At 69.0% G+C, this 17,320-nt stretch carries 17 protein-coding genes, 1 pseudogene and 1 riboswitch; of the genes and pseudogenes, 5 read left to right on the forward strand and 13 right to left on the reverse strand.

Translation table 11 applies throughout. The annotated features are described in order from the left end of the window. Positions 1 to 7: 7 nt before the first annotated feature. Positions 8 to 931 carry an AAA family ATPase gene (locus ACO2SS_RS14090; RefSeq protein WP_423278305.1) on the reverse strand — a complete coding sequence of 308 codons (924 nt, stop codon included), beginning with the start codon at positions 929 to 931 and terminating at the stop codon, positions 8 to 10. Positions 932 to 1,035: 104 nt separating this feature from the next. Next, entirely contained in the window at positions 1,036 to 1,836 is an 801-nt protein-coding gene (locus ACO2SS_RS14095) for an FAD binding domain-containing protein (protein ID WP_423278306.1), read from the reverse strand. A gap of 247 nt (positions 1,837 to 2,083) precedes the next feature. Between ACO2SS_RS14095 and ACO2SS_RS14100 the strand changes: the two genes are divergently transcribed. Then, the gene (locus ACO2SS_RS14100; RefSeq protein ID WP_423278307.1) at positions 2,084 to 2,719 is read left to right on the forward strand and encodes a DUF1345 domain-containing protein; all 636 of its coding nucleotides are present in this window, start codon (positions 2,084 to 2,086) and stop codon (positions 2,717 to 2,719) included. Here the strand turns inward: ACO2SS_RS14100 and tsaA are convergent, their stop codons facing one another. Further along, positions 2,720 to 3,199, reverse strand: a complete 480-nt coding sequence (tsaA, locus tag ACO2SS_RS14105; protein WP_423278308.1) for a tRNA (N6-threonylcarbamoyladenosine(37)-N6)-methyltransferase TrmO — start codon at positions 3,197 to 3,199, stop codon at positions 2,720 to 2,722. It abuts the gene before it with no gap. A 74-nt stretch (positions 3,200 to 3,273) separates the two neighbouring features. On the opposite strand from tsaA, the gene ACO2SS_RS14110 reads away from it, so the two are divergent. From ACO2SS_RS14110 to metH, 3 genes are all read left to right on the forward strand, one after another. Further along, a complete protein-coding gene (locus ACO2SS_RS14110) occupies positions 3,274 to 4,302 on the forward strand; it encodes an ArsR/SmtB family transcription factor (RefSeq protein WP_423278309.1) in 1,029 nt (342 codons plus the stop codon). After that, positions 4,303 to 5,223 carry a methylenetetrahydrofolate reductase [NAD(P)H] gene (metF, locus tag ACO2SS_RS14115; protein ID WP_423278310.1) on the forward strand — a complete coding sequence of 307 codons (921 nt, stop codon included), beginning with the start codon at positions 4,303 to 4,305 and terminating at the stop codon, positions 5,221 to 5,223. A gap of 97 nt (positions 5,224 to 5,320) precedes the next feature. Further along, a complete protein-coding gene (gene metH, locus ACO2SS_RS14120) occupies positions 5,321 to 9,064 on the forward strand; it encodes a methionine synthase (RefSeq protein WP_423278311.1) in 3,744 nt (1,247 codons plus the stop codon). Positions 9,065 to 9,138: 74 nt separating this feature from the next. On the opposite strand, the pseudogene ACO2SS_RS14125 reads toward metH, so the two are convergent. The 8 genes and pseudogenes from ACO2SS_RS14125 to ACO2SS_RS14160 form a co-directional block, all read right to left on the reverse strand. Then, positions 9,139 to 10,793, reverse strand: a pseudogene (locus tag ACO2SS_RS14125) (Na+/H+ antiporter). Positions 10,794 to 11,103: 310 nt separating this feature from the next. Further along, a complete protein-coding gene (locus ACO2SS_RS14130; protein ID WP_423278312.1) occupies positions 11,104 to 11,493 on the reverse strand; it encodes a response regulator in 390 nt (129 codons plus the stop codon). 281 nt (positions 11,494 to 11,774) lie between these two features. Further along, positions 11,775 to 12,164, reverse strand: a complete 390-nt coding sequence (locus ACO2SS_RS14135; protein WP_423278313.1) for a septal ring lytic transglycosylase RlpA family protein — start codon at positions 12,162 to 12,164, stop codon at positions 11,775 to 11,777. Between the two features lie 306 nt (positions 12,165 to 12,470). After that, complete coding sequence (locus ACO2SS_RS14140; RefSeq protein ID WP_423278314.1) at positions 12,471 to 13,076, reverse strand: thiamine phosphate synthase; 606 nt, start codon at positions 13,074 to 13,076, stop codon at positions 12,471 to 12,473. Next, positions 13,076 to 13,855, reverse strand: coding sequence for a thiazole synthase (locus tag ACO2SS_RS14145; RefSeq protein WP_423278315.1), 780 nt, complete (start codon positions 13,853 to 13,855; stop codon positions 13,076 to 13,078). The genes ACO2SS_RS14140 and ACO2SS_RS14145 overlap by 1 nt, the downstream gene beginning before the upstream one ends. A 10-nt stretch (positions 13,856 to 13,865) precedes the next feature. After that, entirely contained in the window at positions 13,866 to 14,063 is a 198-nt protein-coding gene (gene thiS, locus ACO2SS_RS14150; protein WP_423278316.1) for a sulfur carrier protein ThiS, read from the reverse strand. Further along, positions 14,054 to 15,046 carry an FAD-dependent oxidoreductase gene (locus tag ACO2SS_RS14155; protein ID WP_423278317.1) on the reverse strand — a complete coding sequence of 331 codons (993 nt, stop codon included), beginning with the start codon at positions 15,044 to 15,046 and terminating at the stop codon, positions 14,054 to 14,056. Before ACO2SS_RS14155 ends, thiS begins: the two co-directional genes overlap by 10 nt. A gap of 34 nt (positions 15,047 to 15,080) precedes the next feature. Next, positions 15,081 to 15,183, reverse strand: a riboswitch (TPP riboswitch). Between the two features lie 43 nt (positions 15,184 to 15,226). Beyond that, positions 15,227 to 15,424, reverse strand: coding sequence for a hypothetical protein (locus tag ACO2SS_RS14160; protein WP_423278318.1), 198 nt, complete (start codon positions 15,422 to 15,424; stop codon positions 15,227 to 15,229). Between the two features lie 145 nt (positions 15,425 to 15,569). Here ACO2SS_RS14160 and ACO2SS_RS14165 point away from each other — a divergent pair, with 145 nt between their 5' ends. Next, positions 15,570 to 16,493 (forward strand): transglutaminase family protein, encoded by a 924-nt coding sequence (locus tag ACO2SS_RS14165; RefSeq protein ID WP_423278319.1) that lies wholly within the window; start codon positions 15,570 to 15,572, stop codon positions 16,491 to 16,493. 173 nt (positions 16,494 to 16,666) lie between these two features. On the opposite strand, the gene ACO2SS_RS14170 is transcribed toward ACO2SS_RS14165, so the two are convergent. Both ACO2SS_RS14170 and ACO2SS_RS14175 read right to left on the reverse strand, forming a co-directional pair. Beyond that, positions 16,667 to 16,807: a hypothetical protein gene (locus ACO2SS_RS14170; RefSeq protein ID WP_423278320.1), complete on the reverse strand. Its 141-nt coding sequence runs from the start codon at positions 16,805 to 16,807 to the stop codon at positions 16,667 to 16,669. Positions 16,808 to 16,948: 141 nt separating this feature from the next. Beyond that, entirely contained in the window at positions 16,949 to 17,245 is a 297-nt protein-coding gene (locus ACO2SS_RS14175; protein ID WP_423278321.1) for a hypothetical protein, read from the reverse strand. Between the last annotated feature and the right edge of the window lie 75 nt (positions 17,246 to 17,320).

Below are 17,320 nucleotides of genomic sequence, written 5' to 3' on the forward strand. Positions count from 1 at the left end.
CTGAGATTCAGTGCTGCGAGGCCATCTCGGCCCGGATGTCGTCCAGCACCTTGCGGATCTCCGATCCCTGCATCCGCTGGATGTCGTCCTGGTACTTCAGCAGCACGCCGAGCGTGTCGGCCACGATGTCCGGATCGAGCGCGACCGTGTCGAGCTCCATCAGGGCCTGGGCCCAATCCAGCGTCTCGGCGACGCCCGGGGACTTGAAGAGCTCCCGGTCCCTGAGCTTGCTCACGAAGGCCACGATCTCGCGGGACAGCCGCTCGGGCGCGTCCGGCACCCGCGCGTGCAGGATCGCGAGCTCGCGTTCCACGCTCGGGTAATCGACCCAGTGGTAGAGGCAGCGGCGCTTCAGGGCGTCGTGGATCTCGCGGGTGCGGTTGGAGGTGATGACCACGATCGGCGGCTCGGCCGCCTTCACGGTACCGAATTCGGGAACGCTCACCTGGAAGTCGGACAGGATCTCCAGAAGGTAAGCCTCGAAGGCCTCGTCCGTCCTGTCGAGCTCGTCGATCAGGAGAACCGGCGGGCCTCCCTCGTGCAGCTCCAATGCGTCGAGCAGCGGCCGCCGGACGAGGTAGCGCTCCGAGAAGAGATCCGATTCGAGCGCGCCGCGATCCACGCCGCCGCCTGCCTCGGCGAGCCGGATGGCCATCATCTGGCCGGCATAGTTCCACTCGTAGACGGCCGAGGCGACGTCGAGGCCCTCGTAGCATTGCAGCCGGATGAGCTTCCGCCCGAGCACGGCCGAGAGGACCTTCGCGATCTCCGTCTTCCCTACCCCCGCCTCGCCTTCGAGGAAGAGCGGTCGCTTCAGCTTCAGCGCGAGGAACAGGACGGTCGCGAGCGCGCGGTCCGGCACGTAGCCGCCGCGCTCCAGCAGGCCCAGCGTGTCGTCGATGGAGGAGGGGAGGGAGCTGCGATCACTCATCCGATGTCATGCCCGGGCTCGTCCCGGGCATCCCGGCTGAGCGGACCCCGGCCTCACAGGTCGGGGTGGCCGGGTCAAGCCCGGCCATGACGCCCTTATCCTGCCTACTTCGCCGCCGCGACGGCCCGCCGGGCCATGACGCCGACGAGATGCGCCCGGTAATCCTGGTCGGCGTGGATGTCCGATGCCATCGCGTCGGTCGGGACCTTGATGTCCTTGATGGCGTCGGCCGAGAAGTTGCCCTTCAGGGCAGTCTCCATCTCGGTCATGCGGAACACGCCGTCCGCACCGGCGCCGATCACGGAGACCCGCACCTCGCCCGAGGCCGTCTCGGCCACGGCCACGCCGCAGAGCGCATAGCGCGAGGCCGGGTTGCGGAACTTCTGGTAGCCCATCCGCTTCGGGATCGGGAACTCGACCGCCGTGACGATCTCGCCCTCCTCAAGGGCGGTCGAGAAAAGCCCCGTGAAGAAGTCGTCGGCCGCGATGCGGCGGGAATCGGTGACGATGGTCGCGCCGAGCGCCATGGCGGCAGCAGCGTAATCGGCCGACGGATCGTTGTTCGCGATGGAGCCGCCGATCGTGCCGCGGTGGCGGACTGCCGGGTCGCCGATCGTCCCGACCATCTCGGCGAGCGTCGGGATCGCGGCCTTCACGACGTCGGAATTGGCGACCTCGCGGTGCTTGGTGAAGGCGCCGATGACGAGCGTGTCGCCCTTGCGCTCGATGCCGCGCATGCCTTCCACGCCTGAGAGGTCGATCAGGGCCGAGGGACCGGCGAGGCGGAGCTTCATCGCGGGGAGCAGCGTGTGGCCGCCGGACAGGAACTTGCCGTCCGGATTGTCGGCCAGCATCGCCTTGGCTTCCTTGATGCTCGTCGGCTTCAGGTATTCGAAAGCGTACATCGCTCCTCCCGCCCCATGACGCGGCGCCTCTGCGGCGCTCCGGATGCGGCACCATGGCACGATCGCCGGCCGTCCTCCAGATGCTCCGGCCACGCTTTGCGCAGGGCGGGGGCGTCTCCGGCGCGTGACGACGTTGACGCGGCGATTCCGCATGCTCAGGTGAGCAGCCGCGGCCCGCTCCGGCAGGTGACGAAAGATGCTCCAGCCCACGGTCCGGTCTCGCAGGTTGGATGCCCGCTGGAGGCGAGTGCTCCGCGCCTTCACGGTCCGGCCCCGCTTCCTGGTGGCAATCGCGGCCGGGATCCTGGCGGCGATCTTTCTGCCGGAGATGCGGGACTCGACCCGCATCCTCCTCGCCTATGACATCGCCGTCGGGCTGCACATCGTGCTCGTGTGGTCCATGATGGCGAGTTCGAGCTATGCCGACCTGCAGCGCCGGGCCGACAAGGAGGATGTCGGCGCGGTGGTGGTGCTGGCGCTGACGATCGGGGCCGCCGTCGCGAGCCTCGGCGCGATCGGGGCCGAACTGCACGGCCTCAGCGCGTCCCACGAAGGCGTGGCGGCCTTCCGCCTTCTGCTCGCCGGCGGGACGATCCTGCTGTCGTGGCTGTTCGTGCACACGATGTTCGCCGTCCATTACGCGCACGAGTTCTACGTCGGCCCGGAGGACCCGGGCGGGCTGAAATTCCCCGGGGAGAGCAAGCCCGACTACTGGGACTTCCTCTATTTCTCCTTCAATCTCGGCGCCGCCTCCCAGACCTCGGACGTGATGATCGAAGCACCGCGGATGCGGCGCTTCGTGCTGGTCCACACGATCCTCTCCTTCCTGTTCAACACAACGATCCTCGCGCTCGCCATCAATGTGGGGGCGGGCATCCTCTGATCAGGCGCCCGGCGCCATCGTGGCGTCGGGGCGCGAATCGACCGAGGGCAGGTAGGGCTTGATGTCGAGGAGCGCGGTGCCGTCCAGGCAGTCGAGCCCCACCACCTTCAGAATCCTGCCGTCCCGTTCGACGAGCCAGACCACCGAGAGCGCGATCGGGTTCGGCCGGGCCGGCGAGCGCACCGAGAAGGTGCCGCGCGGCCGCTCGTGATGGCGCGGCACCTGGATCGCGAGATCGCGCCGCGCCGCATGCATCCAATAGAGCAGGATGAGGTGCGAGGCGGCTTCCACTCCGGTCAGCGCCTCTTCATAGCGGGGATCGACCTCGACCGAGCAGACCGCGTCCGAGCCGTTGGCATTCTTCGGGCATTCGGACCGGTCCCCCCACGGCGTGCGGATGCGGCCGATGAAATGAACGCCCGCATCGAAATCCGGCGGGAGCGAGAGCTGCTTTTCACCCGGCCGGGGCAGGTCGCTCATCGGGCGGAAACCAGACGGGGACGGCGCGCGGATCTCGCTTGTCGGGTCTCCAGAAAAGATATAAACATATCTTTATGTCTCCTCATGCGGTTGCGCCCACCCTGATCGGGCTGGACGGCGCCTTGGGCGCGCTCCGTGCCCTCGCCGAAGATACGCGGATCCGCATCCTCGCGCTCCTCGCTGAGGGCGAGCTCTCCGTTTCCGATCTCACCGACATCCTCGGGCAGTCGCAGCCGCGCATCTCCCGTCATCTCAAGCTTCTCGTCGAGGCCGGCCTGCTGGAGCGGCATCGCGAGGGCGCCTGGGCGTTCTTCCGGTTCTCGGACCGGGCCGAGACGGCGCGCCTGCTCAAGCCCATCCTCGCGGCGCTCGATCCGGCGGATGCCCAGCTCGCGCAGGATCGCGAGCGACTCGCCGAGGTCCGCGGCCAGCGTGCCGCCGCCGCGCAAGCCTTCTTCGCCCGGGTGGCGCCGCGCTGGGACAGCCTTCGATCGCTCCACGCCTCCGAGGAAGCCGTCGAAGCGGCCATTCTCGACGCGGTCGGAACGCGGCCGATCCGGTCGCTCCTCGATCTCGGAACCGGCACGGGGCGGATGCTCCAGCTGGTCGGGCCGAGGGCGGAGCGCATCGTCGGCCTCGACGCGAGCTACGCCATGCTGTCCGTCGCCCGGGCCAACCTGGAACGGGCCGGCCTGACCGGCGTCGAGCTGCGGCAGGGCGACATCTACGCACCGCCGCTCGTGCGCGAGAGCTTCGACCTCGTCGTCGTGCACCAGGTCCTTCATTACCTGGACGAGCCGGCCCGCGCCCTCGCCCAGGCCGCACGGCTGGTCGCGCCCGGCGGGCGCCTGCTCCTCGTGGACTTTGCCCCGCACGGGGTCGAGTTCCTGCGCGAGAGTGAGGGTCACCGCCGGCTCGGCTTCGCGGCCGCCCAGGTGGCGGCCTGGCTGGAGGATGCCGGGCTTGCCCCGACCCTCGCCCGCAACCTGCCGCCTCCCTCGGGCGGCGGTCCCGACAAGCTCACCGTCTCCATCTGGCTTGGCGAGGATCGCCGGGTCGTGACCGACTGGCCGATCCCGGCCGATGCCAAAGAGGTCGCCTGAATGTCGTCGCCCCTCGCGTTTCGCCCGAGCCGCCACTCGACCAGGCCCGTGAAGGTGTCGTTCGAGTTCTTCCCGCCGAAGAGCGCCGAGATGGAAGCGTCGCTCTGGTCGTCGATCGAGCGCCTTGCGCCGCTTCGCCCGAACTTCGTGTCGGTCACCTACGGGGCAGGAGGTTCGACCCGAGAGCGCACGCACAACACCGTCGCCCGCATCGTCGAGGACACCAGCCTCAAGCCGGCCGCGCACCTCACCTGCGTCGCCGCCACAAGGGGCGAGGTGGACGAGGTCGTGCGGTCCTACTGGGACGCGGGCGTCCGCCACATCGTCGCCCTGCGCGGCGATCCGATCGCGGGTCCTGGCACGCGCTACGAGGCCCATCCGGGCGGCTACGAGCAGACCTGCGACCTCGTCGCCGGCATCCGCCGGGTGGGCGATTTCGAGGTCTCCGTCTCGGCCTATCCGGAGAAGCATCCCGAGGCGGCCTCGCTCGATGCCGATATCGACGCCCTGAAGGCGAAGGTCGATTGCGGCGCGACGCGGGCGATCACGCAGTTCTTCTTCGACAACGACCATTATCTCCGCTTCGTGGACCGGGTGCGGGCGCGGGGCATCGACGTGCCGATCGTGCCCGGCATCCTACCGGTGCAGAACTTCAAGCAGGCCGCCAGCTTCGCGGCCCGGACGGGCGCCAGCGTGCCGGACTGGCTGGCAGCCCGCTTCGAGGGGCTCGAGACCGACATCGAGACGCGCAAGCTGATCGCCGCTGCGGTCGCGGCGGAGCAGGTGCTCGATCTCGTCGACCGTGGCGTGAACGAGTTCCACTTCTACACGATGAACCGGGCGGACCTGGTCTTCGCGATCTGCCACTTGCTCGGCCTGCGCGCGCAACCGACTTCGGAGCCGGCGCAGGTGGCGGCGTAATTTCGGGTGTCCTGGCCGGGCTTGTCCCGGCCATCCCGAGCCGAAGCGCTCCTCTTATCGAGGTGGCCGGGACAAGCCCGGCCAAGACACTGTCGAGATGACTGTGACGACAACCAACGCCACCCACGACACCGCCCAGGCGCTCCGCGACGCAGCCCGCGAGCGCATCCTCGTCCTCGACGGGGCGATGGGCACCGAGATCCAGGCGCTGAAGCTCTCGGAGGCGGATTTCCGCGGCGAGCGCTTCCGCGACCATTCGCATGACCAGAAGGGCAACAACGACCTCCTGATCCTCACGCAGCCCGACGCGGTGCGGGACATCCACCTCGCCTATTTCCTGGCGGGCGCGGATATCGTCGAGACGAACACCTTCTCCTCAACGCGCATCGCGCAGGCCGATTACGGGCTGGAGAGCGCGGTCCACGACCTGAACGTCGAGGGCGCCCGGCTCGCCCGGCAGGCGGCCGAGATCGCGCAGGCCAAGGACGGGCGCCGCCGCTTCGTCGCCGGCGCGCTCGGGCCGACGAACCGCACGCTGTCCATCTCGCCCGACGTCAACAATCCGGGCTTCCGCGCCGTCACCTTCGACGAGGTGCGCGAGGCCTACGAGGAGCAGGTGAGGGGGCTCGTCGAGGGCGGGGCCGACCTCATCCTCATCGAGACCATCTTCGACACCCTGAACGCTAAGGCCGCCATCGTCGCCTGCCGGCGGGTCTTCGATGCGATCGGCAGGACGCTGCCGATCATGATCTCCGGCACGATCACGGACCTCTCGGGCCGCACCCTCTCCGGCCAGACGCCGACCGCCTTCTGGCACTCCGTCCGCCATGCGGACCCGATCACGATCGGCCTTAACTGCGCGCTCGGCGCCCGCGAGATGCGGGCGCATATCCAGGAGATCGGCCGGGTCGCCGACACCCTCGTCTGCGCCTATCCGAATGCCGGCCTGCCGAACGAGTTCGGCCTCTATGACGAGAGCCCCGAGGCCATGGCGGCGCTCGTCGGCGAATTCGCCGAGGCGGGGCTGGTGAACGTGGTCGGCGGGTGCTGCGGCACGACGCCGGCGCATATCCGGGCGATCGCGGAGGCGGTGGCCGGCAAGGCGCCGCGCCCGATCCCGAGCTTCGAGCCGCAGATGAAGCTCTCCGGCCTCGAGCCCTTCACGCTCACGGCCGACATCCCGTTCGTGAACGTCGGCGAGCGCACGAACGTCACGGGCTCGGCCAAGTTCAGGAAGCTGATCACGAACGGCGACTACGCGGCGGCGCTCGACGTGGCGCGCGACCAGGTGGCGAGCGGCGCCCAGGTGATCGACGTCAACATGGACGAGGGCCTGCTCGATTCCGAGAAGGCGATGGTCGAGTTCCTCAACCTCGTGGCGGCCGAGCCGGACATCGCTCGCGTGCCCGTGATGGTCGATTCCTCGAAGTTCCACGTCATCGAGGCCGGCCTGAAATGCATCCAGGGCAAGCCGATCGTGAACTCCATCTCGATGAAGGAGGGCGTGGAGAAGTTCAAAGCCGAGGCGCGCATCTGCCGCGACTACGGCGCGGCCGTCGTGGTCATGGCCTTCGACGAGCAGGGTCAGGCCGACACGCAGGCCCGCAAGGTCGAGATCTGCACGCGGGCCTACCGCGTCCTCGTGGACGAGGTGGGCTTTCCGCCTGAGGACATCATCTTCGACCCGAACATCTTCGCGGTCGCGACCGGCATCGAGGAGCACAACAACTACGGCGTCGACTTCATCGAGGCGACGCGCGAGATCACCCGCACGCTGCCGCATGTCCACGTCTCGGGTGGCGTCTCGAACCTGTCCTTCTCCTTCCGCGGCAATGAGCCCGTTCGGGAGGCGATGCACGCCGTGTTCCTCTACCACGCCATCCAGGCGGGCATGGACATGGGCATCGTCAATGCCGGCCAGCTCGCCGTGTACGAGAACATCCCCGCCGAGCTGCGCGACCTGTGCGAGGACGTGGTCCTGAACCGCCGGCCGGATGGGACCGAGCGCCTGCTGGAGGCGGCCGAGCGCTTCAAGTCGGGTGGCTCCGGCCCGGCCAAGGTCCAGGACCTCGCCTGGCGCGAATGGCCGGTCGCGAAGCGGCTCGAGCACGCGCTGGTCAACGGCATCACGGACTTCATCGCCGAGGACGTGGAAGAGGCGCGGCTCTCCGTCGCTCGCCCGCTGCACGTCATCGAGGGGCCGCTGATGGGCGGCATGAACGTGGTCGGCGACCTCTTCGGCTCGGGCAAGATGTTCCTGCCGCAGGTCGTGAAATCCGCCCGCGTGATGAAGCAGGCGGTCGCCTACCTGATGCCCTTCATGGAGAAGGAGAAGGAGGAGACCGGGCTCTCCCAGTCGGCCGCCGCCGGCAAGGTGCTGATGGCGACCGTGAAGGGCGACGTCCACGACATCGGCAAGAACATCGTCGGCGTCGTCCTCCAGTGCAACAACTACGAGGTGATCGACCTCGGCGTGATGGTGCCGGCGCAGAAGATCCTCGACACGGCGAAATCCGAGAAGGTCGACATCGTCGGCCTGTCGGGGCTGATCACCCCGTCGCTCGACGAGATGGCGCATGTCGCCTCCGAGATGGAGCGCGAGGGCTTCGACATCCCGCTGCTGATCGGCGGCGCGACGACGAGCCGGGTCCACACGGCGGTGAAGATCCATCCGAACTACAAGGCCGGTCAGGCCGTGCACGTGAACGACGCGAGCCGGGCGGTCGGCGTCGTGTCGGCGCTGCTCTCGGACGGGAAGGTCGCCTATATCGACCAGGTCAGGAGCGAGTACCGCAAGGTCGCCGACGCGCATGCGCGCTCGGAGGCGGACAAGAAGCGCGTTCCGATCGCGACCGCGCGCGCCAACGCCATGAAGGTGGACTGGGCCGCCTACCGGCCGGCGAAGCCCAGCTTCATGGGCACCCGCGTGTTCCGCACCTACGATGTCGGCGAACTCGTGCGCTACATCGACTGGACGCCCTTCTTCCAGACCTGGGACATGAGGGGCCGCTTCCCGGCCATCCTGGAGGACGAGGAGCAGGGCGCCTCGGCGCGGCAGCTCTACGAGGATGCGCAGGAGATGCTCTCCCGCATCGTGTCCGAGCGCTGGTTCAACCCGAAAGCGGTCATCGGCTTCTGGCCCGCCAACGCGGTCGGCGACGACATTCGCCTCTATACGGGCGAGAGCCGCAGCGAGACGCTGGCGACGCTGCACGGCCTGCGGCAGCAGCTGCAGCGCCGCGACGGACGCCCGAACCTGTGCCTGTCCGATTTCGTGGCCCCGGAGGGGAGTGTCGGCGATTATGTCGGCGCCTTCGTGGTCACGGCCGGCATCGAGGAAGGCCGCATCGCCGAGCGTTTCGAGCGGGCGAACGACGATTACCGCTCGATCCTGGTCAAGGCGCTTGCCGACCGGATCGCTGAGGCCTTTGCCGAGCGCATGCACGAGCGCGTGCGGCGCGAGTTCTGGGGCTATGCGCCCGACGAGAACCTCTCCAACGACGATCTCGTGCGCGAGGAATATCGCGGCATTCGCCCGGCGCCCGGCTATCCGGCCCAGCCCGACCATACGGAGAAGGAGACGCTGTTCGGCCTTCTCGAGGCGGAGCGGCGCATCGGCGTGAAGCTCACCGAGAGCTTTGCCATGTGGCCCGGCTCTTCGGTCTCGGGCCTCTATATCGGCCATCCGGACGCCCATTATTTCGGCGTTGCCAAGGTGGAGCGGGACCAGGTCGAGGATTACGCCACCCGGAAGGGCATGAGCATCATCGAGGTGGAGCGCTGGCTCTCGCCGATCCTGAACTACGACCCGGCGGGCTACCGCCTGGAAGCCGCAGAGTAGGTGGCGCACGCGGGCCGGGCCCGCGTGACCGCTCTACCTTGCGCGGGATAGCGGCCTGCGTCCTCCGCAGCCGCTCAGGCCGCCTCCGTCGATCTCAAGGACAGGTCGGCCTCGATGAGGTCGATCTCCCGCACGAGCTTGCGGGCGGTCTCGTCGTCGAGCTTGCCCGCTCGGGCGATGCGGAAGATCTCGTTCCTTTCCGCTCTCAACCCCGCGAGGCGGAGCTCGCTCTCGATGTCGAAGGCCTTCCGGCTGGCCTGGGCATCGTCTCCCGTCTTGAGCTGCCCCTCGATCCGGCGCCGATAGGATTCCATGATCCGGGACGCCGCCTCGGCATAGAGATCGGCGTCGCTGCGCCCTTCGGCCATCGCATGCTCGGCCTTGTTGACGGCCTGGATGGCGGCCTCCGCGGCGATCCTGCGGGCCTGGTCCTCCCGCGCCTCGTGGATATGCTCCGGCGGAAGCTCCAGCCCGCGTAGCAGCGGAGCCAGGGCGACGCTCGCGAAGATGAGAGAGAGGATGATGACCCCCGCCGCGAGGAAGATGGCGAGGTCGCGGGCCGGGAAGGGGGAGCCATCCGGCAGCGCGAGCGGCAATGTCAGCACGCCTGCCAGCGTGACGGCGCCGCGCACGCCGGCCACGGACATCGCGGCGACCGGCCGCCAGCCCAGCCGGGGAGTGGCCTTTCCCCTCCGGGCGGCCCGATAGATGGTGACGCGCAGCGCGAGCCAGACCCAGATGTACCGCAGGATCGCAAGGGCGATCGTGACGGCAAGGACATAGATCGCCAGCCAGCTTTCGTCGTGGTGCCCGGCCTCGCGCACGACGCTGGCAGCTCCCGAGACGAGGTCGGGGATCTGCTCGCCGAGAAGAACGAACATGATGCCGTTCGCGGTGAACTGGACGGTCTCCCAGACGCCGGCGCGGCGAACCCGGGTCTCCGCCAAGGCATGGCCCCGGATCTCCGCGTAGCTCATCGTGATGCCAGCCGCGACGGCGGCCAGGATGCCCGAGCAATGGAGATGCTCGGCCAGGATGTAGGCCACGAACGGGATCAGCAGGCTGATCAGGATCTCCGACCCGGTCTCTTCGCCGAGGCGCTTCGTCACCCAATCCTTGGCCATCATCACGCAGAGCGTCACGCCAACTCCGATGGCGAGGCCGCCCAGGGCCAGCCAGAAGAACGTGGCGACGGCCTTCTCGAGGGAGAACGCTCCGGTCAGCGTGGCCGTCACCGCGAACCGCATGGAGACGAGGCCGGACGCGTCGTTGAGCAGGGATTCCCCCTCCAGGATGTGCATCATCCGCCTCGGGATCGGCACGCGGGCCGCGATGGCCGAGACGGCGACCGGGTCCGTGGGGGAGATGATCGCGGCCAGCGCGAAGGCGACAGCCAGCGGCATGGCGGGGATCATCCAGTGGACCAGCATCCCGAGCCCAAGCACGGTGAAGATCACCAGCCCAAGGGCAAGGCCGAGGATGAGGCCCTTGTCGCGCAGCAGGCCCTGTTTGGGGATGCGCCAGCCGTCCAGGAAAAGGAGCGGCGGGAGGACAGCAGGAAGAACACGTTCGGATCGAGTTTGACCTCCAGGCCCGAGAAGGAGCCGATCGCGGCGCCGAGCGCGATCTGAACCAGAGGAAGCGGGATCGCGACGGGCGACATGCGGCCGAGCGTGCCGCTGACCACGACGGCGGCCATGAAGAACAACGTGATGACGATGGGCTCCACGCTGACCTCTCATCCGATCGACGGGAAGGGCGGCAGGATCGACCGCCCCTGAAGGCCCGGACAGGTGGGTGTCCGCCTGGAAGTCGTGGTCCTGCAGGCGTCCCGGGGGCCGAGCGAGGGTGCTCCCGGCTCGCGCCCGGGGAGAGCTCAGATCATATCGCTCGCGGGGGAGGGTCCACCCCCTGGAAACGTACGCTTCCCGAGGCTCCCGGCACGGAGAGGGTCCGGCCCGGCGCTTCCAGCGTAGATCGCGGGTCGCGACGGGGGCAGCACTCGCCGGACGCCGTCTGCGATGGAGGAGAGGGCGCCTTTACTCGGCCCGCGGCTCGCCGGAGATGTCGTCCCCGTCCCGGGTGAGCCTCTCGATCGCGTCCACGATCTGGGCGGCGCGATAGGGCTTGCCGACATAGAGGCTGTTCGGCACGAGCCGCGGCCTCTCGTGGCTGTAGCCCGTCGTGTAGATGACCTTGATCGAGGGATCCCGGCGGTGGACCTCCTCGGCGAGTTCCCAGCCGTTCATCCGGCCAGGCATGCGGATGTCCGTGAAGAGGACGGACACGGGATTCTGCTGGAACTGCACCAGCGCCTCCTCCGCGCAGGAGGCTTCCAGGACGTCGTAGCCGGAACTCTGCAGCTCCTCGGCGATCATGATCCGCACGAGGTCTTCATCCTCGACGATGAGGATCGGGCCGACGCTCACGATGCGGCAGGCGGGCGCCCGGGGCGCGCAGAGGGGCCGGCGGTACGTGCATCAGCCGATGCGGACCATCGGAAGACGCGGAGACCCGTGCTGAGGAGAACGTCCGACCGCCTGGGCAACATCCTCCCCCGTAACCGCCCGGAGCACGGAGGGCAACCGGGAACTCGTCGCATCCCCGCCTCGGAAATCGTGCCCCGGCACATCGGCGCTCAGAGCCGCATCGAAGGGTCCCGGGGCGCGAAGGGGGCCGGTCGTCCTGCCGGCCCGCATCGTCCTGGCGCCTAGAGCGCCACGAGCTGCACCCGGGCGAGGCCGCCCATGCCGATGGCAGCCGCCGAGGCGCGGGAGAGGTCGATCACGCGGCCGCCGTGGAAGGGCCCCCGATCGTTGATCCGGACCACGACGGAGCGACCCGTCGCCTGGTTGACCACCTTCACCCGCGTGCCGAACGGCAGCGAGCGGTGGGCTGCGGTCAGGTCGTTGGTGTTGAAGCGTTCGCCGCTGGCCGTCTTGCGGCCCTGGAAGCCGGGGCCATACCAGCTGGCCATCCCGGCTTGCAGCCGGCGCCCACCCGGCTCTCCGGCGTCGGCCTCGACAGGCCGCTCGATCGCCGCGCGCCTGTGGAATTTCTTCCGCTTCTTCTTGTAACCGGCCTCGGCATCGGAGGCCATCACCGTTCCAAGTGTCGTAATCGCTACCGAGCAGGCAACAAGCAAACCAACCTTCTTCAACACCACTTCCTTCGCTGTTTCGAAGGTCGCGGAGCATCAGAGTTGAAGGGGCGAGAAAAAGGCGAGCACCGGCCAGCCCGAAAACGCCTTTCAGCGCTTGAGCTTACGCCAGCTATGTTGATGGTGTTCTACATAGCTCGCGTGCGAATGCGGACAGAATGTGTCCCGTTTCAGTGCGACATCCTGCGGCACATCAACGAGCAAACCCCGGTTTGGTTTCCGAGGTCCGTGCGGCCGCAGGGCGCATCATTCCGCGGCCAGATCGAGCCAGGCCCGCACCCGCCCGTCCGGGTCGGCGTTCTGGGTGACGTCGCTGACGACCGCGATCGTATCCGCGCCGGCCGCGAACACGCCGGGCCCGCGCTCCAGCGTGATGCCGCCGATCGCCACGAGCGGAATCGCGCCGATGCGGCGCTTCCATTCGCCGATCCTGTCGAGCCCCTGCGGGCCGAACCGCATGGCCTTCAGCGTCGTCGGGTAGATCGGGCCGAGCGCCACGTAATCCGGCGCGTGGCGGAGGGCCGTCTCCAGCTCGTCGTGATCATGGGTCGAGAGGCCGAGCGTCAGGCCGGCCTTGCGGATCGCCCGCACATCCGCCTCCGCCAGGTCCTCCTGGCCGAGATGGAGGTGCTCGGCGCCGGCCCGGATGGCGGCCTCCCAGTAATCGTTGACGACGAGCCTCGTCTTGGTGCCGCGCGTGATGGCGAGCGCCTCGGTGACGAGGGCCAGCGCGCCCTCGTGCCCGAGTTCCTTCGCGCGAATCTGGACCGTGCCGACCCCGAGGGAAGCAAGGCGGCGGACCCAGTCGAGGCTGTCCACGACCGGGTAGAAGCGATCAGGGTAGGGGTGCATCAGCCGGCCGCGTGCCAGAAGGGGGTGCCCACCACGGGCGTGGACGGGGAAGCGAAGTCGCGGGGCGGCATCAGCCCCGCCTCGTAGCCGGCGCGGCCCCCCTCGACGGCGAGCGCGAAGCCGCGGGCCATCCTTACCGGATCGTCCGCCTTGGCGATCGCCGTGTTGAGGAGCACGCCATCATAGCCGAGCTCCATCGCGGCGGCGGCATGCGACGGCGCGCCGAGGCCGGCATCGACGATCAGGGTGACGTCCGGAAGGCGGGCGCGCAGGGTCTGCAGCGCGGCCCGGTTGGTGATCCCCTGGCCGCTGCCGATGGGGGCCGCCCAGGGCATCACGACCCGGCACCCCGCATCCACCAGGCGGTTCGCCACCGTCAGGTCCTCGGTCGTGTAGGGGAAGACCTCGAACCCGTCCCGGATGAGGATGCCGGCCGCCTCGACGAGCGCGACAACGTCGGGCTGGAGGGTCTCGTCGTCCCCGATCACCTCCAGCTTGATCCACGGCGTGCCGAACAGCTCGCGCGCGAGTTCGGCCGTCGTGACCGCCTCCTTCACGGTGCGGCAGCCGGCGGTGTTCGGCAGGATCTTCACGCCGAGCGACTGGATGATGCGCCAGAACGCATCCCCCGCCCGGCCACCGGCGGATTCGCGCCGAAGCGAGACCGTCACGATCTCCGCGCCGGATGCCTTGAGGGCCTCTTCCATGATCGCCGGGGACGGGTAGAGGGCCGTCCCGATGAGAAGGCGCGATCGCACCTCCTGGCCGTAAAGCTGCACGTCCTGTCTCCTATCCGCCCTGCCGCGGGGTGAGGATCTCGACGCTGTCGCCCTCGGCGAGCGGCGTCTCGGTCCAGTTCGCGCGCCGGATCACCTCCTGGTTCACGGCCACCGCGAAGAAGCTGCCCTCGTAGCCGAGCGCCTCGAGGAGCGCCGCGACGTTTGCGGCTTCCACCTCATGGCGCTCGCCATTCACCGTCACGACCACCGCATCACCTCGTTGTCCCTCGCGCCGTGCGTCACGTAGTTGGCGACCAGCTCGCCGAGCGCTGGCGCGATCAGGAAGCCGTGCCGATAGAGCCCGTTCACGCTGATCCGGCGCCCGGACACCTCGATCCGGGGCGCATGGTCGGGCAGGGCAGGGCGGAGCGCCGTGCCGAGCTCGACGATCCGCGCCTCCCCGAATGCCGGGTGGAGCGTGTAGGCGGCCGTCATCAGCTCGAGCGCCGAGCGGAGCGTCACGCCCGAGGCATCCTCCGTCTCGACCGTGCTCGCCCCGATGAGGAAGCGCTTGTCCTCGCGCGGGATCACGTAGATCGGCCAGCGCGGATGCATCAGCCGCACCGGCCGCGAGAGCTCGATCTCGGCCGTTTCGATGAGAACCGTCTCGCCCTTCACGCCGCGAAGATCCGGCATGCTGTCGCGCGCGCCGAGCCCGCGGCAATCGATGACGGTGCCGTCGAGGGCGTCCGGCGCGATCGCCGCCCCGAAACGGATCTCGGCCCCGAGGCCGCGCAGCTTCTCGTGCAGCGCCGGGAGCGCCCTGCGCGGCTCCACATGACCTTCCCCGGCGTAGAAAAGCCCCTCCCGGAAGCGGCCCGCGAGCGCGGGCTCGATCTCGCCGACCCGCCCGCCGGTCACCCGCTCGTGGCCGGAGGTCTGGCGCGCGAGGCGCTCCAGGTCGGCGCGGTCGCGTGGATGGGAGACGACGAGCGAGCCGTTGAGCGGGGTCGTGGGAAGGTGGGCGCGCCACAGGTCGATCGAGCGGTGCCCGAGCCTGATGACCACGGGCTCGGCGCCGTCGCCCTCGCAATCGGGCGCCAGCATCCCGCCCGCCCAATGGCTCGTCGCGCCCGCCAGCGTCCCTTCCTGGCGCTCGTAGACGGTCACGGCATGTCCCGCCTCGGCGAGGAGGAGCGCCGCCCAGGTCCCGGCCACGCCCGCGCCGATCACGCTCACGCGCTCGGTCATAGGCCGGGCCTCGGGCTCAGCGCGTGGGAATGTGATCTGTTCGGCACTCCGTCCCTCCGCCGATGCGAGTCGGATCAGGTTCAAAGGGTTCGGCCCTGCGCCGTCTCAGCCCCGCCGGGGCACCCCTCGGATGGCCGTAATGTGCTCCCTGCCGCGCCGCTTCACAAGTGCGTCACGGATCTACGACCCGTGCTGGGCGCCAAGCCGTTCGAGAAGCTCCGCGAGATCGACATCGCCGACCGTGTTGCCGCACGTGAAGGCCATGCCCGGCCTGACGGAAACGGGCCCGTCGGCGGTCTCGACCGTCACCGGCTCGCGGCAGACCCAGCGGCCGTCCGCCTGCTTTTCGAAACGGGTGAGAATCTCGTAGCTGTCCATCGTCGTTCGTTGCGCGTCCTTCCTTGTGCGCGATGAACGCGGGAACCCGCTCCTCCGTTGCCTGCCGCCGCAAGGCTCAACCCGGGCCTGAGACCTGCGCCGCGGCGCGGATCTTGCCTCGTCCGGCAGGTCGAAGCTTAAGGCCATGCCGACCTATCGCATCCGCCACGTCACGACCTATCGCTACGCCGCGCCCGTCTCCTTCGGCGAGCATCGCCTCATGCTGCGGCCCCGCGAGAGCCACGACCAGCAGACGCGCTCGGCCCGCATCGATATCGTCCCGCCTCCGGCCGCGACCGTCTGGTCGGAGGATCCCTCGGGCAATCTCGTCGGGCGGGCGAGCTTCGCCGGCCGCGACGCCGAGCTGCGCGTCGCGGCGGAACTCGAGGTCGAGCAGGCGGTGATCGACCTCGATGCGCTTCGGCTTCAGCGTCACTCGCTCACCTGCCCCTTCTCCTACGGGGCCGAGGAGATGGCGGAGCTGGCGCGCTTTATCGAGCGGCAGCATCCCGACCCGGAGCATGTGCTCGACCGCTGGGCATGGTCGATCCTCGGCGAGGATCCGGAGCGCGACACGCTCGCGTTCCTGCGCCGGCTCACCGCACGCATCAGGGGCGAGTTCAGCTATCGCCGGCGGCTGCAGAAGGGCATCCAGGATCCGCTTCGCACGCTCCGGCTCGGAACCGGCTCGTGCCGCGACTTTGCTGTCCTGATGGCCGAGGCCGTCCGGGCCGTCGGCCTCGCCGCCCGTTTCGCCTCCGGCTACCTCTATATGCCGGAGCCCGAGCCGGAAGAGGCCGGGATGGGCGGGCATACGCATGCCTGGCTGCAGGTCTACCTGCCTGGCGCCGGCTGGGTGGATTTCGACCCGACGAGCGGGTCGGTCGGCAATGCCAACCTCGTCCGCGTGGCGCTCGTACGGGATCCGGACCACGCCGCGCCGCTATCGGGCAGCTTCTTCGGCCAGCCGGGCGATTTCCTGGAGATGACGGTCAGCGTGTGCGTCACCCGGGTCGATCAGTCGGAGGCCGGGTTCGAGCCGGGTCCGGCCCAGGCGCGCGCTGCCTGAGCGGCTCGCCGGCCCGCGGCCTCCCTCTCAGCCGAAACACCTCACCATCAGGCCTGCCCAGGCGAGGATCAGGACGACGATCAGGCCGAGCAATCTGCGGTCCATCGACAGAGCCATGACGGCACCTCCGGGGTGCAACGCTGTCAACTTTTTTGGATCCGCCGGGCGCGTCCCTATCGGGCGCAGGAGCAGGGCGGCTCCGCGATCTCGGCCAGCAGCTGCTGGACTTCCGCCACGCGCGCAGCCCGGACCTCCTCCCAGCAGGTCTGTGCGACCGGCCGCGTCAGTCCGAGGAAATATGCGAGCACCTTCATGGCCGCTCCCCCGTCACCGTCCCCCGGTTACGGCCTAGCTGCGGCATGTTTCGGAAGCATTGCGCCGCCGGGTTGGGCCGAGCGATTCCAGGAGGTTGGCCGGGACTTTCGCCCCCGCCGATGCTCCCGCGCCCGCCGCGCTCAGTAGCAGACCCGCACCGGGCGGACATACACGTTGCCGAAGCGATCGATGCTCTCGCGCTCCTCGACGTAGCAGGCCGGAGCGGAGGACGCGGCTGCCGCAACGGCGCCGAGCGCCAGGGCGCCCGCGATGCCGGCGGCGAGGGGCACGCCGTAGCCGTATCCGTGCTTGTGGTGGTGATGGTAGCCGTAGTGCTTCTTGTAGAATTTCGGGCCGGCCTGGGCGGGAGCCGCCGCCAGCGACAGGCCGAGTGCCACCGCCGCGATCCCGGCCGCGCTCTTCTTGAAGCCGTTCATGACCCTCTCCTTTTTCTTGGCCGCCAGAGTGAATGGGGCCATGGGGAGAGAGTATTCGGGCCTGCCGCGTAAGCA

It is taken from the genome of Enterovirga sp. CN4-39, from assembly GCF_049446235.1.
Taxonomy (GTDB): Bacteria; Pseudomonadota; Alphaproteobacteria; order Rhizobiales; family Beijerinckiaceae; genus Enterovirga.

Bases quoted from the DNA above. Each gene is read 5' to 3' on its own strand.
- ACO2SS_RS14090 (WP_423278305.1), bottom strand. From the start codon at position 931: ATGAGTGATCGCAGCTCCCTCCCCTCCTCCATCGACGACACGCTGGGC.
- ACO2SS_RS14095 (WP_423278306.1), bottom strand. From the start codon at position 1,836: ATGTACGCTTTCGAATACCTGAAGCCGACGAGCATCAAGGAAGCCAAG.
- tsaA (WP_423278308.1), bottom strand. From the start codon at position 3,199: ATGAGCGACCTGCCCCGGCCGGGTGAAAAGCAGCTCTCGCTCCCGCCG.
- ACO2SS_RS14110 (WP_423278309.1), top strand. From the start codon at position 3,274: ATGTCTCCTCATGCGGTTGCGCCCACCCTGATCGGGCTGGACGGCGCC.
- metF (WP_423278310.1), top strand. From the start codon at position 4,303: ATGTCGTCGCCCCTCGCGTTTCGCCCGAGCCGCCACTCGACCAGGCCC.
- metH (WP_423278311.1), top strand. From the start codon at position 5,321: ATGACTGTGACGACAACCAACGCCACCCACGACACCGCCCAGGCGCTC.
- ACO2SS_RS14135 (WP_423278313.1), bottom strand. From the start codon at position 12,164: ATGGCCTCCGATGCCGAGGCCGGTTACAAGAAGAAGCGGAAGAAATTC.
- ACO2SS_RS14140 (WP_423278314.1), bottom strand. From the start codon at position 13,076: ATGCACCCCTACCCTGATCGCTTCTACCCGGTCGTGGACAGCCTCGAC.
- ACO2SS_RS14155 (WP_423278317.1), bottom strand. From the start codon at position 15,046: ATGACCGAGCGCGTGAGCGTGATCGGCGCGGGCGTGGCCGGGACCTGG.
- ACO2SS_RS14160 (WP_423278318.1), bottom strand. From the start codon at position 15,424: ATGGACAGCTACGAGATTCTCACCCGTTTCGAAAAGCAGGCGGACGGC.
- ACO2SS_RS14165 (WP_423278319.1), top strand. From the start codon at position 15,570: ATGCCGACCTATCGCATCCGCCACGTCACGACCTATCGCTACGCCGCG.
- ACO2SS_RS14170 (WP_423278320.1), bottom strand. From the start codon at position 16,807: ATGAAGGTGCTCGCATATTTCCTCGGACTGACGCGGCCGGTCGCACAG.
- ACO2SS_RS14175 (WP_423278321.1), bottom strand. From the start codon at position 17,245: ATGAACGGCTTCAAGAAGAGCGCGGCCGGGATCGCGGCGGTGGCACTC.